Annotated in this window: 26 protein-coding genes; all 26 read right to left on the bottom strand. The window is 67.5% G+C overall.

Annotation, left to right across the window (positions count from 1 at the left end; genetic code table 11):
* Positions 1 to 81 precede the first annotated feature (81 nt).
* The 26 genes from rpsD to rplB all read right to left on the bottom strand — a co-directional run bounded on the left by rpsD (position 82) and on the right by rplB (position 14,184).
* Positions 82 to 708, bottom strand: a complete 627-nt coding sequence (gene rpsD / locus AB0C19_RS25715) for a 30S ribosomal protein S4 (protein ID WP_030489600.1) — start codon at positions 706 to 708, stop codon at positions 82 to 84.
* A gap of 13 nt (positions 709 to 721) precedes the next feature.
* Positions 722 to 1,129 (bottom strand): 30S ribosomal protein S11, encoded by a 408-nt coding sequence (gene rpsK, locus AB0C19_RS25710; RefSeq protein ID WP_030329919.1) that lies wholly within the window; start codon positions 1,127 to 1,129, stop codon positions 722 to 724.
* 87 nt (positions 1,130 to 1,216) lie between these two features.
* The gene (rpsM, locus tag AB0C19_RS25705; RefSeq protein WP_030329917.1) at positions 1,217 to 1,597 is read right to left on the bottom strand and encodes a 30S ribosomal protein S13; all 381 of its coding nucleotides are present in this window, start codon (positions 1,595 to 1,597) and stop codon (positions 1,217 to 1,219) included.
* Between the two features lie 266 nt (positions 1,598 to 1,863).
* Complete coding sequence (gene rpmJ / locus AB0C19_RS25700; RefSeq protein WP_088952025.1) at positions 1,864 to 1,977, bottom strand: 50S ribosomal protein L36; 114 nt, start codon at positions 1,975 to 1,977, stop codon at positions 1,864 to 1,866.
* 89 nt (positions 1,978 to 2,066) lie between these two features.
* On the bottom strand, positions 2,067 to 2,288 hold the full coding sequence (gene infA, locus AB0C19_RS25695; protein ID WP_007073013.1) for a translation initiation factor IF-1: 222 nt from the start codon (positions 2,286 to 2,288) through the stop codon (positions 2,067 to 2,069).
* Positions 2,289 to 2,632: 344 nt separating this feature from the next.
* Positions 2,633 to 3,184: a DUF1707 domain-containing protein gene (locus AB0C19_RS25690; RefSeq protein WP_357189377.1), complete on the bottom strand. Its 552-nt coding sequence runs from the start codon at positions 3,182 to 3,184 to the stop codon at positions 2,633 to 2,635.
* Between the two features lie 125 nt (positions 3,185 to 3,309).
* Entirely contained in the window at positions 3,310 to 4,161 is an 852-nt protein-coding gene (map, locus tag AB0C19_RS25685; RefSeq protein WP_091402377.1) for a type I methionyl aminopeptidase, read from the bottom strand.
* A gap of 87 nt (positions 4,162 to 4,248) precedes the next feature.
* Positions 4,249 to 4,902: an adenylate kinase gene (locus tag AB0C19_RS25680; protein ID WP_088950228.1), complete on the bottom strand. Its 654-nt coding sequence runs from the start codon at positions 4,900 to 4,902 to the stop codon at positions 4,249 to 4,251.
* Positions 4,903 to 6,231 carry a preprotein translocase subunit SecY gene (secY, locus tag AB0C19_RS25675; protein WP_238687834.1) on the bottom strand — a complete coding sequence of 443 codons (1,329 nt, stop codon included), beginning with the start codon at positions 6,229 to 6,231 and terminating at the stop codon, positions 4,903 to 4,905.
* A gap of 232 nt (positions 6,232 to 6,463) precedes the next feature.
* A complete protein-coding gene (rplO, locus tag AB0C19_RS25670; RefSeq protein ID WP_030329906.1) occupies positions 6,464 to 6,907 on the bottom strand; it encodes a 50S ribosomal protein L15 in 444 nt (147 codons plus the stop codon).
* Complete coding sequence (gene rpmD, locus AB0C19_RS25665) at positions 6,907 to 7,089, bottom strand: 50S ribosomal protein L30 (protein ID WP_007465262.1); 183 nt, start codon at positions 7,087 to 7,089, stop codon at positions 6,907 to 6,909. The genes rplO and rpmD overlap by 1 nt, the downstream gene beginning before the upstream one ends.
* A complete protein-coding gene (gene rpsE / locus AB0C19_RS25660) occupies positions 7,089 to 7,703 on the bottom strand; it encodes a 30S ribosomal protein S5 (protein ID WP_074314587.1) in 615 nt (204 codons plus the stop codon). The genes rpmD and rpsE overlap by 1 nt, the downstream gene beginning before the upstream one ends.
* A 33-nt stretch (positions 7,704 to 7,736) precedes the next feature.
* Positions 7,737 to 8,114: a 50S ribosomal protein L18 gene (gene rplR / locus AB0C19_RS25655; protein WP_181518401.1), complete on the bottom strand. Its 378-nt coding sequence runs from the start codon at positions 8,112 to 8,114 to the stop codon at positions 7,737 to 7,739.
* 8 nt (positions 8,115 to 8,122) lie between these two features.
* The gene (rplF, locus tag AB0C19_RS25650) at positions 8,123 to 8,665 is read right to left on the bottom strand and encodes a 50S ribosomal protein L6 (protein WP_357189374.1); all 543 of its coding nucleotides are present in this window, start codon (positions 8,663 to 8,665) and stop codon (positions 8,123 to 8,125) included.
* Positions 8,666 to 8,681: 16 nt separating this feature from the next.
* Entirely contained in the window at positions 8,682 to 9,089 is a 408-nt protein-coding gene (gene rpsH, locus AB0C19_RS25645; protein WP_007465270.1) for a 30S ribosomal protein S8, read from the bottom strand.
* A gap of 116 nt (positions 9,090 to 9,205) precedes the next feature.
* The gene (locus AB0C19_RS25640) at positions 9,206 to 9,391 is read right to left on the bottom strand and encodes a type Z 30S ribosomal protein S14 (RefSeq protein WP_007465272.1); all 186 of its coding nucleotides are present in this window, start codon (positions 9,389 to 9,391) and stop codon (positions 9,206 to 9,208) included.
* Between the two features lies 1 nt (position 9,392).
* Positions 9,393 to 9,959, bottom strand: coding sequence for a 50S ribosomal protein L5 (gene rplE / locus AB0C19_RS25635; RefSeq protein ID WP_091402385.1), 567 nt, complete (start codon positions 9,957 to 9,959; stop codon positions 9,393 to 9,395).
* Positions 9,959 to 10,279 carry a 50S ribosomal protein L24 gene (gene rplX / locus AB0C19_RS25630; RefSeq protein WP_172899047.1) on the bottom strand — a complete coding sequence of 107 codons (321 nt, stop codon included), beginning with the start codon at positions 10,277 to 10,279 and terminating at the stop codon, positions 9,959 to 9,961. The genes rplE and rplX overlap by 1 nt, the downstream gene beginning before the upstream one ends.
* Positions 10,276 to 10,644, bottom strand: coding sequence for a 50S ribosomal protein L14 (rplN, locus tag AB0C19_RS25625; protein WP_007465279.1), 369 nt, complete (start codon positions 10,642 to 10,644; stop codon positions 10,276 to 10,278). The genes rplX and rplN overlap by 4 nt, the downstream gene beginning before the upstream one ends.
* A 97-nt stretch (positions 10,645 to 10,741) precedes the next feature.
* On the bottom strand, positions 10,742 to 11,020 hold the full coding sequence (gene rpsQ, locus AB0C19_RS25620) for a 30S ribosomal protein S17 (protein WP_030489590.1): 279 nt from the start codon (positions 11,018 to 11,020) through the stop codon (positions 10,742 to 10,744).
* Complete coding sequence (gene rpmC, locus AB0C19_RS25615) at positions 11,017 to 11,253, bottom strand: 50S ribosomal protein L29 (protein WP_007465283.1); 237 nt, start codon at positions 11,251 to 11,253, stop codon at positions 11,017 to 11,019. The genes rpsQ and rpmC overlap by 4 nt, the downstream gene beginning before the upstream one ends.
* Positions 11,253 to 11,678, bottom strand: coding sequence for a 50S ribosomal protein L16 (gene rplP, locus AB0C19_RS25610; protein WP_053653940.1), 426 nt, complete (start codon positions 11,676 to 11,678; stop codon positions 11,253 to 11,255). Before rplP ends, rpmC begins: the two co-directional genes overlap by 1 nt.
* 3 nt (positions 11,679 to 11,681) lie before the next feature.
* Entirely contained in the window at positions 11,682 to 12,551 is an 870-nt protein-coding gene (gene rpsC, locus AB0C19_RS25605) for a 30S ribosomal protein S3 (RefSeq protein ID WP_091402401.1), read from the bottom strand.
* Positions 12,551 to 13,009: a 50S ribosomal protein L22 gene (gene rplV, locus AB0C19_RS25600; RefSeq protein ID WP_007465297.1), complete on the bottom strand. Its 459-nt coding sequence runs from the start codon at positions 13,007 to 13,009 to the stop codon at positions 12,551 to 12,553. Before rplV ends, rpsC begins: the two co-directional genes overlap by 1 nt.
* 41 nt (positions 13,010 to 13,050) lie before the next feature.
* The gene (rpsS, locus tag AB0C19_RS25595; protein ID WP_007465299.1) at positions 13,051 to 13,332 is read right to left on the bottom strand and encodes a 30S ribosomal protein S19; all 282 of its coding nucleotides are present in this window, start codon (positions 13,330 to 13,332) and stop codon (positions 13,051 to 13,053) included.
* A 12-nt stretch (positions 13,333 to 13,344) separates the two neighbouring features.
* Positions 13,345 to 14,184, bottom strand: a complete 840-nt coding sequence (gene rplB / locus AB0C19_RS25590; RefSeq protein WP_053653944.1) for a 50S ribosomal protein L2 — start codon at positions 14,182 to 14,184, stop codon at positions 13,345 to 13,347.
* Between the last annotated feature and the right edge of the window lie 11 nt (positions 14,185 to 14,195).

The raw sequence follows: 14,195 nt of genomic DNA, 5'->3' as shown, positions 1-14,195 counted from the left end.
GGGGCGCCCGCTATTTGACGCCCACGACACAAACTGTTCCGGTGGCCCGCCCCGAAGGGCGGGCCACCGAACGAGCTCGGACTACTTGGAGTAGAGCTCGACGATCAACTGCTCCTGGACCTGCGTGTCGATGACCTGCCGGGCCGGGAGGGAGTGCACGAGCACCTTCATCTGGCTCGGGATGGCCTCAAGCCACGCCGGAACCGTCTTCGAGCCGGCCTGAGCCTGCGCGACGATGAACGGGGTGAGCTCCTTGCTCTTGCCCCGAACCTCGATGATGTCGTGCTCCTTGACGCGGTACGACGGGATGTCGACCTTCTTGCCGTTCACCGTGAAGTGACCGTGCTTGACCAACTGGCGGGCCATGTCCCGCGAGTGGGCGTAGCCGGCCCGGTAAACGACGTTGTCCAGCCGCGACTCGAGGATCTGCAGGAGGACCTCACCGGTCTTGGCCTGCTTGCCAACGGCTTCCTCGTAGTAACCGCGGAACTGCTTCTCCAGCACGCCGTAAACCCGACGGGCCTTCTGCTTCTCGCGGAGCTGGAGCAGGTACTCCGTCTCCTTCGTGCGGCCGCGGCCGTGCTGCCCGGGCGGGAACGGCCGGGACTCGAACGGGCACTTCGGACCATCGCACTTGCTGCCCTTGAGGAACAGCTTCATCTTCTCCCGCCGGCAACGGCGGCAGTCTGCACCGGTGTAACGAGCCATCTCTCTCTACCTCTCAGACCCGGCGACGCTTCGGCGGACGGCATCCGTTGTGCGGCTGCGGGGTGACGTCGGCGATCTGGCCGACCTCGAGGCCCACGGCCTGCAGCGAACGGATGGCGGTTTCCCGGCCGGAGCCGGGGCCCTTGACGAACACGTCGACCTTGCGCATGCCGTGCTCCATGGCGCGACGCGCGGCAGCCTCGGCGGCCAGCTGCGCAGCGAACGGAGTCGACTTGCGGGAGCCCTTGAAGCCGACCTGGCCAGCGGAGGCCCAGGAGATGACCGCACCGGTCGGGTCCGTGATGGACACGATGGTGTTGTTGAACGTGCTCTTGATGTGCGCCTGCCCGTGGGCGACGTTCTTGCGTTCCTTGCGCCGGACCTTCTTTACAGCGGCTCCGGCACGAGCCTTCGGTGGCATAAGTCTGTGCGCTCCTAGTTGACTTTCCGGATTGGGTTGCGGCCTGACCCACCTCGGCGGCGGCCGACCCCGTCATCCGGTCAAGAACTACTTCTTGCCGGGCTTCTTCTTGCCGGCGACGGTCCGCTTCGGGCCCTTGCGGGTCCGGGCGTTGGTCTTGGTCCGCTGGCCACGCACGGGCAGGCCCCGGCGGTGCCGGATGCCGGCGTAGCAGCCGATCTCAACCTTGCGGCGGATGTCAGCGGCGACCTCGCGGCGCAGGTCGCCTTCAACCTTGTAGTTGCCCTCGATGTGGTCGCGGAGCTGCACGAGCTCCTCGTCCGTGAGGTCCCGAGCGCGCTTGTCCGGCGAGATGCCGGTAGCGGCGAGTGTCTCCAGGGCGCGGGTGCGACCGACCCCGAAGATGTAGGTGAGCGCGATCTCCAACCGCTTTTCGCGGGGGAGATCCACGCCGACTAGACGTGCCATGTGCGGGCGTACTCCTTGTGATGTGTGGCGGAGGTGTGGACCCGTCCCACCCCGCTACCGGCCGTCCCGTCTTTCCGACGCGGTGAGCGCCGGCGACCGGGATCGGTCGCTGCCCGAGCGGGCCCCGGCCTCCGACCGGGGGTCAGCCACGCAGAGGTACGTCTGGCGTACCGCTCGCGGCTGGGACGAGCATGTGTGATGTGTGTGTCGCTGGGGATCCACCTGGACCAACGCCACCCGGCCGTGCTCCGGCCGGACGGGCTGAGTCAGCCCTGGCGCTGCTTGTGGCGCGGGTCGCTGCAGATGACCATGACCCGGCCGTGCCGGCGGATAACCCGGCACTTCTGGCAGATCCTCTTGACGCTCGGCTTGACCTTCACGGTTGCCTTACTTCCCATCTGGCCCGGGGACGCGCTACGCGACACCGGACGTCGAAGACGGACACGGGACTTCCCGGCCGTCGTCAGGACTACTTGTAGCGGTAGACGATGCGCCCGCGGGTCAGGTCGTACGGCGAAAGTTCGACGACGACCCGGTCCTCCGGAAGGATGCGGATGTAGTGCTGCCGCATCTTGCCGCTGATGTGAGCCAACACCTTGTGGCCGTTCGCGAGCTCCACCCGGAACATGGCGTTCGGCAGGGGCTCGATGACCCGACCCTCGATCTCAATGGCTCCGTCTTTTTTCGGCATGTCCTCCGCTGTCCTGACGTCGATTGCTCCGGGCGGCCCACAACGTCTTACACGGAAATCTGATCAGAATCAGAAGCCCGCGCCAGCCGCGGCTCCAGCTCCCACCGAAGCGCAGGGTGGGCATGCCGGAGTGGACGCTGTGCGCCGATCTGAAAGTGTACGCCGGCCTGCGCTCCCCCGCCAAACCGACCACCCACCCCACGGTGCGGCAACCCAAACGGCCCCGCCCCCGACCCCGTTGATCATGAGGTTATTGTCACGACACGCCGGGATCGGCGGCAATAACTCCATGATCAACGGGGGGTGCGGGGGTGCGGTCCGGGGGTGCGGGGGGTGCGGGGGGGTTAGGGGGTTGGGGGCTTGTCGTCCAGTTTGCGGGCGCGCTTTGCCTGCTTGCGCTCTCGGCGACGTTGGCGCTTGACGGCCTGGCGTTGGGGCTCCTTCGCGGCCAGCCCGCCGACCGTGCGGACCACAAGCACCGCGCCCCACGGCCCCGCCACCCAGGCCGGCCAGAAGTAGAGCAGGTCCTGGCTGAGCACCGACGTCACCGCCCAGATGGTCACCACGATGGGGATCACCCACAGGTACGGGAACCACACCTCGGCCAACCAGCGGGCGGTGACGCCCCTGCTGAAGGCCGGATCGAGCTCGTCACCCAGCAGGCTCACCGTCGGCCCGGCGGCCGGCGCCAGGCCCGACCGCTGCGCCGGCGTCACCGGCGGCAGGTCGGTCAGCAGGGCCTCGAGGTCGGCGTACGTGCGTGCCGCGTAGGCCCGCTGCAACCGCTCGTCGTACTCGTGCAGATCCAGTCGGCCCTCGTCCAGGGCGACCCGCAACCGGTCGGCCACCGCCGCACGGTCCGCGTCCGCGGCTCGCATCCCGTCGCGCCCGTCCATGCCGGCAAGCATGCCACCGTCGCGCCACCCCGCCGGGCCCCGAACAACGGACGATCATGAACTTGTTGCCCGCCTCACCGGCGTGTCAGAGCAATAACTTCATGATCGACGGGAGGGAAACGGGGTTAGGGGGTTTTTGTGGCCGCGGGTTGGCGGGCGGTTACCAGGTCGCCCAGGCGGGCGCGACCACCGTCGAACGCGGTGAGCACCCAGACGCCGTCCGGCAGCAACGCCATCGAGTGCTCGACGTGCGCGGCCACCGAGCCGTCCCGGGTGACGACAGTCCACCCGTCGGCCAACTCGGCGGTACGCGGGGACGCCATGGTGATCATCGGCTCGATGGCCAGGGCCATCCCGGGGACCAGCCGCGGACCCTTGCCCGGCCGACCGTGGTTGAGCACGTGCGGGTCCTGGTGCATCTCGGTGCCGATGCCGTGCCCGCCGTAGCCGTCGACGATGCCGTACCGGCCGCCCTTGCGGACAGCGGTCTCCACGGCGTGCGAGATGTCGGTGAGGCGGCCCTTGCCACTGGCCGCACCACGGGCGGCGGCGGCGATGCCCGCCCACATCGCGTCCTCGGCGACCTCGGCCATCTTCAGCAGCGCCGGGTCGACATCACCGACCCCTACCGTGATCGCGGAATCGCCGTGCCACCCGTCCAGCACCGCGCCGCAGTCGATGGAGATCAGATCACCGGCCTGGAGCACCTGCTTCGGCGACGGGATGGCGTGCACGATCTGCTCGTTGACCGAGGAGCAGATCGACGCCGGAAAACCGTGGTAGCCCTTGAACGACGGCACGCCGCCCGCCTCGCGGATGGTCGCCTCGGCGATGGCGTCCAGATCGGCGGTGCTCACACCGGGGGCCACAGCCTCCCGCATCCGGCGTAGCGCCTCGGCCACCACCAGCCCGGCGGCCCGCATCTTCTCGATCTGGTCAGGGGTCTTCAGCTGGATGTCCAGCTGGGGACGACGCATGGAGCGGTTACCTTTCGTTGCCGAACAGCGGGGCACATAATGCGTACCCCGCTGTTCGCACTCTATCCGCCGTGGCCCGGCCGGACCTCAGCCGCCGTACGACCGCAACGCGTCGATGGCCCGGGTGGTGACGTCCTCCACCGGCCCGGTGGCGTCGATCCCGACCAGCTTGCCCTGAGCGCCGTAGTAGTCGACCAGGGGTGCGGTCTTCTCGCTGTATTCGCGGAGCCGCGTGGCGATCGTCTCCGGCTTGTCGTCGTCGCGCTGGAACAACTCGGCGCCGCACCGGTCACAGATGCCGGGCCGGGTGGTGGCGTCGAACTCGACGTGCCAGATCTTGCCGCAGCCCCGGCAGGTACGCCTGCCGGAGAGCCGCCTGATCACCTCGTCGTCGTCGACGACCAGCTCCAGGACCAGATCCAGGGCGGTGCCCAGATCGGCCAGGAGCTTGTCCAGAGCGGCCGCCTGCGGAGTCGTCCGCGGGAAGCCGTCGAGCAGGAAACCCTCGCTGGCGTCGGGCTCGGCCAGCCGGTCCCGGACCATGTTGATGGTGACCTCGTCCGGAACCAGCTCGCCCGCGTCCATGTACCGCTTCGCCTCGACACCGAGCGGCGTGCCCTGGGTGACGTTCGACCGGAAGATGTCTCCGGTCGAAATCTTCGGCACCGAGAGGTGCGCGGCGATGAACTCGGCCTGCGTGCCCTTGCCCGCGCCCGGCGGGCCAACCAGAACGAGTCTCATCTACCGCAGGAACCCTTCGTAGTTCCGCTGCATGAGTTGGCTCTCGATCTGCTTCACGGTCTCCAGACCGACGCCGACCATGATGAGCACAGCGGTGCCGCCGAACGGGAAGTTCTGGTACTGCTGGTTGTCCAGCCAGATGAAGAAGAAGTTCGGCAGGATCGAGATGACGCCGAGGTAGAGCGCGCCCGGCAGGGTGATCCGGCTGAGGATGAAGTCGAGGTAGTCGGCGGTCGGCTTGCCCGGGCGGATGCCCGGCACGAACCCGCCGTACTTCTTCATGTTGTCAGCGACCTCGGTCGGGTTGAACGTGATCGAGACGTAGAAGTACGTGAAGAAGATGATCATCAGGAAGTAGACGGCGATGTAGATCGGGCTGCTCGGGTTGACCAGGTTGTTCTGGATCCACGACTGGGTCTTGCCCGGGTCGGTCTGGTCGAAGAACTGCAGCGCCAACTGCGGCAGGTAGAGCAGCGACGAGCCGAAGATGACCGGGATCACACCCGCCTGGTTGACCTTGAGCGGGATGTAGGTCGAGGTGCCGCCGTACATCCGCCGGCCGATCATCCGCTTGGCGTACTGCACCGGGATCCGGCGCTGCGCCTGCTCGATGAAGGTGACAGCGGTGATGACCACCAGGACCAGCGCGATGACCAGGGCGAACATGTCCCAGCCCTTGCTGGTCTTGATCTGCCAGCCCTCGCTGGGCAGCCGCGCCGCGATCGAGGTGAAGATCAGGACGGACATGCCGTTGCCGACGCCGCGGTCGGTGATCAGCTCACCGAGCCACATGACCATGCCGGTGCCGGCGGTCATCGTCATCACCAGGATGGTCAGGGTCAGCCAGTCCGGGATGCCGGTGCCGGTGGGGATGATCGGGAACTGGTCGCAGCGGTTCTGGAACAGCTGGCCCGAGCGGGCCAGGGCCACGAACGCCGAGGCCTGCAGCACACCGAGACCGAGGGTCAGGTAGCGGGTGTACTGGGTGATCTTCGCCTGACCGGCCTGGCCCTCCTTGCGGAGCTGCTCCAGGCGGGGGATCACGACGGTCAGCAGCTGCAGGATGATCGACGCGGTGATGTAGGGCATGATGCCCAGCGCGAAGACCGAGAGCTGTAGCAGCGCTCCGCCGGAGAAGAGGTTGAGAAGGTTCACCACCCCGGTGGTGTCACCCTGGATGGTGTCGAGGCACTTCTGCACGTTGCCGTACGAGACGCCCGGGCTGGGGAGCGTTGCACCCAGCCGGTAGACCGCGATGATGCCTACTGTGAACAGCAGCTTCTTGCGCAGGTCAGGCGTACGGAACGCACTGAGAAAGGCGGACAGCAACTTCTTCCTCCTGCGCGAGGCGGGCCGCCGGTGATCCCTGGCGGGTCGGGGTGGATCACGGGCGAGTGCCCGCAATCCATGGCTGGGATGGGACTCTAACAGCCTCACCCCGGTCCGGGCAGATGCGCCCGACTACATAAATCGAAACCGATGTTACCGGGCGCTCAGGCCCCAGGTAGACCACGGCGCCCGCCAGTTGCTCTCAACTGGACGGGCGCCATGGTCGTACGCCTTACAGCTCGGTGACGGAGCCACCGGCGGCAGCGATCTTCTCCTTGGCCGACGCACTGAACGCGTGCGCAGACACCTGGAGCGCCACACCGCCGAGGTCCCCGGTGCCGAGGACCTTGACCGGGTGACCCTTGCGGACGGCGCCGGACTCAACGAGCTCCAGCGGGCCGACCTGACCACCATTCGGGAACAGCTCAGCGAGTCGGTCCAGGTTGACAACCTGGAAGACCACCTTGAACTTGTTCTTGAAGCCCTTCATCTTCGGCAGGCGCATGTGGATGGGCATCTGCCCACCCTCGAACGCCGCCGAGATGTTCTTGCGGGCCTTGGAACCCTTGGTACCGCGACCAGCGGTCTTGCCCTTGGAACCCTCACCGCGACCCACACGGGTCTTCGCGGTCTTGGAACCGGGCGCCGGGCGCAGGTGATGCACCTTGATCGTCATTACTCGACCTCCTCGACCTTCACGAGGTGGCTCACAGTGAAGATCATGCCGCGGATCTCGGGCCGGTCCTCCTTGACCACCACGTCGTTGATCCGCTTGAGACCGAGCGAACGCAGCGACTCACGCTGGTTGTGCTTGGTCCCGATACCGGACCGGAGCTGGGTGACCTTCAGGCGTGCCATCAGTGCGCCACCCCCGCACGCGACGCCAGCATGGCGGCCGGCGCGACGTCCTCCACCGGCAGACCACGACGCGCCGCGACCTGCTCGGGGGACTCAAGCCCCTTCAGGGCCGCCACGGTGGCGTGCACGATGTTGATCGGGTTCGACGAACCGAGGCTCTTGGAGAGCACGTCGTGGATCCCAGCGCACTCCAGCACGGCACGCACCGGTCCACCGGCGATGACACCCGTACCGGCCGAGGCCGGCTTGAGCAGCACCACACCAGCGGCGTCCTCACCCGTCACCGGGTGCGGGATCGACTGACCGATCCGCGGGACCTTGAAGAAGTGCTTCTTGGCCTCCTCGACACCCTTGGCGATGGCCGCGGGCACCTCCTTGGCCTTTCCGTAGCCCACGCCGACCGTGCCGTCGCCGTCGCCCACGATCACAAGGGCGGTGAAGCTGAAGCGACGACCACCCTTCACGACCTTGGCGACGCGGTTGATCGCGACGACCCGCTCAAGGTGCGGGGTCTTCTCGACGGGCGCGTTTCCGCGGCCGCCCTCACGGCGGTTGTCGCGGCGACCACCCTCGTTGCCACCGGACCCGCCGCCACGGCGCTGTTGACCTGGCATCAGCAGCCTTCCTTCTCTCTCGTGACGGGGTTGTTAGAACTCGAGCCCGGCTTCGCGGGCGGCGTCGGCAAGCGCGGCGACTCGCCCCGCGTACCGGTTACCGCCGCGGTCGAAGACGACCTTGGAGACGCCGGCGGCCTTGGCCCGCTCGGCGAGCAGCGCGCCCACCTTGCCAGCCAGGGCGCTCTTGTCGCCCTCCGCACCACGCAGCGAGGCGTCCAGGGTCGACGCCGACGCCAGGGTGTGACCCTTGGTGTCGTCGACGACCTGGGCGACCATGTGCCGCAGCGAGCGGGTGACGACCAGGCGCGGACGCTCGGCCGTGCCGCTGACGTTCTTGCGGACGCGGAAGTGTCGACGCGCACGCCCAACGGCGCGCTTGGCGGCGACACCGCGGCGGCGCTTGAGCAGCGTGGCGCTCACTTCTTACCTGCCTTTCCAGCCTTGCGGCGGATGACCTCGCCCTGGTACTTGACGCCCTTGCCCTTGTAGGGCTCCGGCGGGCGGATCTTCCGGATGTTGGCGGCGACCTCACCGACCTGCTGCTTGTCGATGCCAGCCACGTGGAACAGGGTCGGCCGCTCCACCGTGAAGGTGATGCCCGCCGGGGCGGGGACGACCACCGGGTGCGAGAACCCGAGCGCGAACTCGAGGTCCGAACCCTTGGCGGTGACCCGGTAACCGGTGCCGGCGATCTCCAGGCTCTTGCGGTAGCCCTCGGTGACCCCGACGATCATGTTGGCAACCAGCGTACGGCTCAGGCCGTGGAGTTCCTTGGCCTTGCGCTCGTCGTTCGGCCGGTTGACGCTCAGCTCGCCATCCTCGGCCCGCTCGATCGTGATCGGCTCGGCGAGGGTGTGCTGGAGCTGGCCCTTGGGGCCCTTGACCTTGACGGTCTGCCCGTCGATCGTGATGTCGACGCCGGCTGGCACCGGGATCGACTTACGTCCAATTCGCGACATTTCTACCTGTCTCCCGTTACCAGACGAAGGCGAGGACTTCCCCGCCAACACTCCGCTTGCGGGCCTGCCGGTCGGTCAGCAGCCCCTGGGACGTCGAAATGATCGCCACGCCCAGCCCACCGAGCACCCGCGGGAGCCCGTCCGACTTGGCGTACACCCGGAGACCGGGCTTGGACACGCGCTTGATGCCGGCCAGGCTCCGCTCGCGGTTCTGGCCGTACTTCAGCTCGACGACCAGTCGCTTGCCGACGGCGCCCTCCTCGGGCTCCTCGACCGACCAGGTGGCGATGTAACCCTCGGCCTTCAGGACCTCGGCGATGTTCGCCTTGATCTTGGAGTAGGGCATCTTCACCTGATCGTGGTACGCCTGGTTGGCGTTACGCAGACGCGTGAGCATGTCTGCGATCGGGTCGGTCATCGTCATGGATTTCGTCAGCCTTTCTCGCCGGGGTTCCCGGGGCATCAGCCCCGGGCCTACGGCGAAGAGCAATACCTAATCGGTGCAGGAGTTCCCGGCCGACGGCCGGGACGCGGTCGCCCTTACCAGGAAGCCTTGGACACGCCCGGCAGCTCACCACGGTGAGCCATCTCCCGGATGCAGACCCGGCAGAGCCCGAACTTGCGGTAGACCGCCTTCGGACGCCCGCACCGCTGGCAGCGGGTGTACGCGCGAACCGAGAACTTCGGCTTCGCGGCCGCCTTGATGATCAGCGCCTTCTTGGCCATCTCAGTTCTCCTTGAACGGGAAGCCCAGGAGCTTGAGCAGCGCCCGGCCCTCGTCGTCGGTCGTGGCGGTCGTGACCACCGTGATGTCCATGCCCCGCTGGCGATCGATCCGGTCCTGGTCGATCTCGTGGAACACCGACTGCTCGGTCAGACCGAACGTGTAGTTGCCGTGCCCGTCCAGCTTGCGCCCGTCCAGGCCGCGGAAGTCGCGGATACGCGGCAGCGCGATGGAGAGCAGCCGGTCCATGAACTCCCACATCCGGTCGCCGCGAAGGGTGACCTTCGCGCCGATCGGCATGCCCTCGCGGAGCTTGAACTGCGCGATGGACTTGGTCGCCCGCCGCACCTGCGGCTTCTGGCCGGTGATCGTGGCGAGGTCACGGACCGCGCCGTCGATCAGCTTGGCGTCGCGAGCAGCCTCGCCGACACCCATGTTGACGACGATCTTGACCAGCCGCGGCACCTGCATGGGGTTGCCGTAGCTGCGCTGCTCACGCAGCTGGGCCACGATCTCGTTGCGGTACCGCTCCTTGAGGCGCGGCAGGGTCTTTTCGGTAGCCGTGGTCATCACAGGTCCTTACCGGTGCTACGCGCGATGCGGACCTTCTGGCCGTTGTCGTCGATCCGGTAACCGACGCGGGTCGGCTTGCCGTCGGAGTCCAGGACCTGCACGTTCGAGACGTGGATCGGGGCCTCCTGAGTGACGATGCCGCCGGTCTTGGCGCCACGCTGGGTCGTGCTGATGCGGGTGTGCTTCTTGACCCGGTTCACGCCCTCGACCAGGACCTTGTCCTGCCGCGGGTAGGCCTGAATGACCTTGCCCTTGGCACCCTTGTCCTTGCCGGCGATGACGACGACCGTGTCGCCCTTCTTGACCTTCACGGTCACAACACCTCCGGCGCGAGGGAAATAATCTTCATGAACCGCTTGTCCCGCAGCTCCCGGCCCACCGGGCCGAAGATACGGGTTCCACGCGGGTCCCCGCCGTCCTTGATGATGACGGCGGCGTTCTCGTCGAAGCGGATGTACGAGCCGTCCGGACGCCGCCTCTCCTTGGCCGTGCGAACGACGACAGCCTTGACGACGTCGCCCTTCTTCACACCGGCACCCGGGATCGCGTCCTTGACCGTGGCCACGATGACGTCGCCGATACTCGCGTAGCGCCGACCCGAGCCGCCGAGAACCCGGATGCACAGGATCTCCCGAGCACCCGTGTTGTCGGCGACGCGCAGTCGCGACTCCTGCTGAATCACGTCTATCTCCTATGTCTGCCGGTTCTCCGGCCGCCGTAGCGGCCGGAGCCTGGCGGAACCTACGCCCGACGCAACGCCGGGCGAGCTCGAGCCTTCGCTACTTGGCCTTTTCCAGGATCTCCACGATCCGCCAACGCTTGGTGGCGCTCAGCGGCCGGGTCTCCATGATGAGAACCCGGTCACCGGTGCCAGCGGCGTTCTGCTCGTCGTGCACCTTCAGCTTGGCCGTACGGCGCATGATCTTGCCGTACAGCGCGTGCCGAACCCGGTCCTCGACCTCGACAACGACGGTCTTGTCCATCTTGTCGCTGATCACCAGGCCCTCGCGGACCTTGCGGCGCGACCGCGCGGCGGCGGTGGCGGTCTCTTCGGTCATGATGCAGTCACCTCAGTCGGCGCGGCCGAGAGCCCCAGCTCGCGCTCACGCATGATCGTGTAGATCCGGGCGATCTCCCGACGGATGACCTGCAACCGCCGGTTGTTGTCAAGCTGCCCGGTTGCGGCCTGCACGCGGAGGTTGAACAGCTCCGCCTTGGCCTCCCGCAGCTTCGTGACCAGCTCCTCTTCGGAGAGCTCACGCAGCTCGGTCGCCTTAACGCCCGCTGCCATCAGGATTCACCCACTTCGCGCGTAACAATGCGGCACTTCATCGGGAGCTTGTGGATCGCGCGACGCATGGCCTCTCGCGCGGTCTGCTCGTTGGGGAAGGACATCTCGAAGAGAACCCGCCCCGGCTTGACGTTGGCAACCCACCACTCGGGCGAGCCCTTACCGGAACCCATCCGGGTCTCGGCAGGCTTCTTGGTGAGGGCCTGGTCCGGGAAGATCGTGATCCAGACCTTGCCACCACGCTTGATGTGGCGAGTCATCGCGATACGTGCCGACTCGATCTGCCGGTTCGTCACGTACGCCGGCTCGAGAGCCTGGATCCCGAACTCGCCGAACACCACCCGGTTACCACCCTTGGACGCGCCACTGCGGTCCGGGTGGTGCGGCTTGCGGAAGCCCTTCGGGGGCTTGCGCGGCATCAGCATCTGTCAGCCCTCCTGCTGCGTTTCTGCCGGAGCAGCAGTGGCGGCGACAGCTGCGCTGTCGACCGGCTCGCCGCTCGGCGTCTCGGCCTGCTGCGCGATGGTGGTCGCAGCAGCCCGACCGGCCTCGGTGCCACCAGCCGTGGTGCCGGACGAACCCGACCGGCCACGGCGCGGACGCTCGGGACGGTCGCCGCGCTCACCACGACGCGGGCGGGACGGACCGGCCTCGGCCGGAGCTTCCCGGCCCGGGACGGCGTCGCCCTTGTAGATCCAGACCTTCACACCGATCCGACCGAACGTGGTACGGGCCTCGAAGAAGCCGTACTCGATGTTGGCCCGCAGCGTGTGCAGCGGAACCCGGCCCTCACGGTAGAACTCGGTCCGGCTCATCTCGGCGCCGCCGAGGCGACCCGAGACCTGAACCCGGATGCCCTTGCAGACCGGGTTCTTCATCGCCGACTGCATGGCCTTGCGCATCGCCCGACGGAAGCTGACCCGGCTGGACAGCTGCTCGGCCACGCCCTGCGCGACCAGCTGAGCGTCCGACTCGGGGTTCTTCACCTCGATGATGTTCAGCTGAACCTGCTTGCCGGTGAGCTTCTCAAGCTCGCCGCGGATCCGGTCGGCCTCCGCACCCTTACGGCCGATGACGATGCCCGGCCGGGCGGTGTGGATGTCGACCCGGACCCGGTCGCGGGTGCGCTCGATGTCGACCTTGGAAATCCCGGCACGCTCGAGGCCCTTGGACATCATGCGGCGGATCTTGACATCCTCGCCGATGTAGTCCTTGTAGAGCTTGTCCGCGAACCAGCGGGACTTCCAGTCGGTCGAGATGCCGAGCCGGAACCCAGTGGGGTGAACCTTCTGACCCATTACTCGGCGTCCTCCGTCTTGCTCTGCGCTTCGGCCGGTGCGGCCTCCGTGGCCGGGGCGGCCTTCTTCGCCGCGGCCTTCCTCGGCGCTGCCGGCGCGACCGCTTCGACCGCCACAGTGATGTGGCAGGTGCGCTTGCGGATTCGGTACGCCCGACCCTGCGCCCGCGGCTGGAACCGCTTCATCGTCGGGCCCTCGTCCACGAAGGCCTCGCTGACGAGCAGCGCGTCGGGGTCCAGCCGCTCGTTGTTCTCCGCGTTGGCGATCGCGCTAGCGAGCACCTTGTACACCTGCTCGCTCGCAGCCTGCGGCGCGAACTGCAGCACCGTGAGCGCCTCCTTCGCGGGCAGGCCGCGGACGAGGTTGACCACCCGGCGCGCCTTCATCGGCGAGATGCGCACGTGCCGCGCAACCGCCCGCGCGCCCGGAAGCACCGGAGCGTCGCCCTTTCCTGGCATCGCTGTAACCCCTTGTTCCCTCTATCCGTATGCCCGCGGCGTCAGCGCCGACGGCTCTTCCGGTCGTCCTTCTCGTGACCCTTGAAAGTGCGGGTCAGCGCGAACTCGCCGAGCTTGTGCCCGACCATCGCCTCGGTCACGAACACCGGGACGTGCTTGCGTCCGTCATGCACGGCGATCGTGTGCCCCAGCATCTCGGGGATGATCGTCGAGCGCCGCGACCAGGTCTTGATCACGTTCTTGGAGCCCTTGTCGTTCTGAACTTCCACCTTCTTGAGCAGGTGGTCGTCTACGAACGGGCCCTTCTTCAGGCTGCGAGGCATGTCTTATCTCCCTCAGCCGCGCTTACGCGTGGCGTAGCGGCGGCGGACGATCAGCCGGTCACTCGGCTGGCCCTTACGGCGGGTGCGGCCCTCGGGCTTACCCTGCGGGTTGACCGGGTGGCGACCACCGGAGGTCTTACCCTCACCACCACCGTGCGGGTGGTCGACCGGGTTCATGGCGACACCACGGACGGTCGGGCGCTTGCCCTTCCACCGCATCCGGCCGGCCTTGCCCCAGTTGATGTTCGACTGATCGGCGTTGCCGATCTCGCCGACGCTGGCGCGGCAGCGCACGTCCACCCGCCGGATCTCGCCGGACGGCATACGCAGGGTCGCGTACGCGCCCTCGCGGCCGAGCAGCTGGATGCCGACGCCGGCGGAACGGGCCAGCTTGGCCCCGCCACCCGGACGCAGCTCCACGTTGTGGATCGTGGTACCGACCGGGATGTTGCGCAGCGGCAGGTTGTTACCCGGCTTGATGTCGGCGCCCGGGCCGGACTCGACACGGTCGCCCTGCTTCATGTCCTTCGGCGCGAGGATGTACCGCTTCTCGCCGTCGGCGTAGTGCAGCAGCGCGATGCGCGCCGTGCGGTTCGGGTCGTACTCGATGTGAGCGACCTTCGCCGGCACGCCGTCCTTGTCGACCCGCTTGAAGTCGATCAGACGGTACTGACGCTTGTGACCGCCGCCGTGGTGCCGCGTGGTGATCCGGCCGTGGGCGTTACGCCCGCCCTTCTTCGGCAACGGAGCCAGCAGCGACTTTTCCGGCGTGGACCGGGTGATCTCGGCGAAGTCAGCGACACTCGAGCCACGTCGGCCCGGCGTCGTCGGCTTGTACTTACGGATAGCCATTGTCTACACCC

The sequence above is a fragment of the Micromonospora sp. NPDC048842 genome, assembly GCF_040649935.1.
In the GTDB taxonomy this organism is placed as follows: Bacteria; Actinomycetota; Actinomycetes; order Mycobacteriales; family Micromonosporaceae; genus Micromonospora; species Micromonospora hortensis.
The sequence above is the reverse complement of the archived record's forward strand: the minus strand, read 5'-3'. Positions and strand labels throughout refer to the sequence as shown.

Bases quoted from the DNA above. Each gene is read 5' to 3' on its own strand.
- rpsD (WP_030489600.1), bottom strand. From the start codon at position 708: ATGGCTCGTTACACCGGTGCAGACTGCCGCCGTTGCCGGCGGGAGAAG.
- rpsK (WP_030329919.1), bottom strand. From the start codon at position 1,129: ATGCCACCGAAGGCTCGTGCCGGAGCCGCTGTAAAGAAGGTCCGGCGC.
- rpsM (WP_030329917.1), bottom strand. From the start codon at position 1,597: ATGGCACGTCTAGTCGGCGTGGATCTCCCCCGCGAAAAGCGGTTGGAG.
- infA (WP_007073013.1), bottom strand. From the start codon at position 2,288: ATGCCGAAAAAAGACGGAGCCATTGAGATCGAGGGTCGGGTCATCGAG.
- AB0C19_RS25690 (WP_357189377.1), bottom strand. From the start codon at position 3,184: ATGGACGGGCGCGACGGGATGCGAGCCGCGGACGCGGACCGTGCGGCG.
- map (WP_091402377.1), bottom strand. From the start codon at position 4,161: ATGCGTCGTCCCCAGCTGGACATCCAGCTGAAGACCCCTGACCAGATC.
- AB0C19_RS25680 (WP_088950228.1), bottom strand. From the start codon at position 4,902: ATGAGACTCGTTCTGGTTGGCCCGCCGGGCGCGGGCAAGGGCACGCAG.
- rplO (WP_030329906.1), bottom strand. From the start codon at position 6,907: ATGACGATCAAGGTGCATCACCTGCGCCCGGCGCCCGGTTCCAAGACC.
- rpmD (WP_007465262.1), bottom strand. From the start codon at position 7,089: ATGGCACGCCTGAAGGTCACCCAGCTCCGGTCCGGTATCGGGACCAAG.
- rpsE (WP_074314587.1), bottom strand. From the start codon at position 7,703: ATGCCAGGTCAACAGCGCCGTGGCGGCGGGTCCGGTGGCAACGAGGGT.
- rplF (WP_357189374.1), bottom strand. From the start codon at position 8,665: ATGTCGCGAATTGGACGTAAGTCGATCCCGGTGCCAGCCGGCGTCGAC.
- rpsH (WP_007465270.1), bottom strand. From the start codon at position 9,089: ATGACGATGACCGACCCGATCGCAGACATGCTCACGCGTCTGCGTAAC.
- AB0C19_RS25640 (WP_007465272.1), bottom strand. From the start codon at position 9,391: ATGGCCAAGAAGGCGCTGATCATCAAGGCGGCCGCGAAGCCGAAGTTC.
- rplE (WP_091402385.1), bottom strand. From the start codon at position 9,959: ATGACCACGGCTACCGAAAAGACCCTGCCGCGCCTCAAGGAGCGGTAC.
- rpsQ (WP_030489590.1), bottom strand. From the start codon at position 11,020: ATGACCGAAGAGACCGCCACCGCCGCCGCGCGGTCGCGCCGCAAGGTC.
- rpmC (WP_007465283.1), bottom strand. From the start codon at position 11,253: ATGGCAGCGGGCGTTAAGGCGACCGAGCTGCGTGAGCTCTCCGAAGAG.
- rplP (WP_053653940.1), bottom strand. From the start codon at position 11,678: ATGCTGATGCCGCGCAAGCCCCCGAAGGGCTTCCGCAAGCCGCACCAC.
- rpsC (WP_091402401.1), bottom strand. From the start codon at position 12,551: ATGGGTCAGAAGGTTCACCCCACTGGGTTCCGGCTCGGCATCTCGACC.
- rplV (WP_007465297.1), bottom strand. From the start codon at position 13,009: ATGCCAGGAAAGGGCGACGCTCCGGTGCTTCCGGGCGCGCGGGCGGTT.
- rpsS (WP_007465299.1), bottom strand. From the start codon at position 13,332: ATGCCTCGCAGCCTGAAGAAGGGCCCGTTCGTAGACGACCACCTGCTC.
- rplB (WP_053653944.1), bottom strand. From the start codon at position 14,184: ATGGCTATCCGTAAGTACAAGCCGACGACGCCGGGCCGACGTGGCTCG.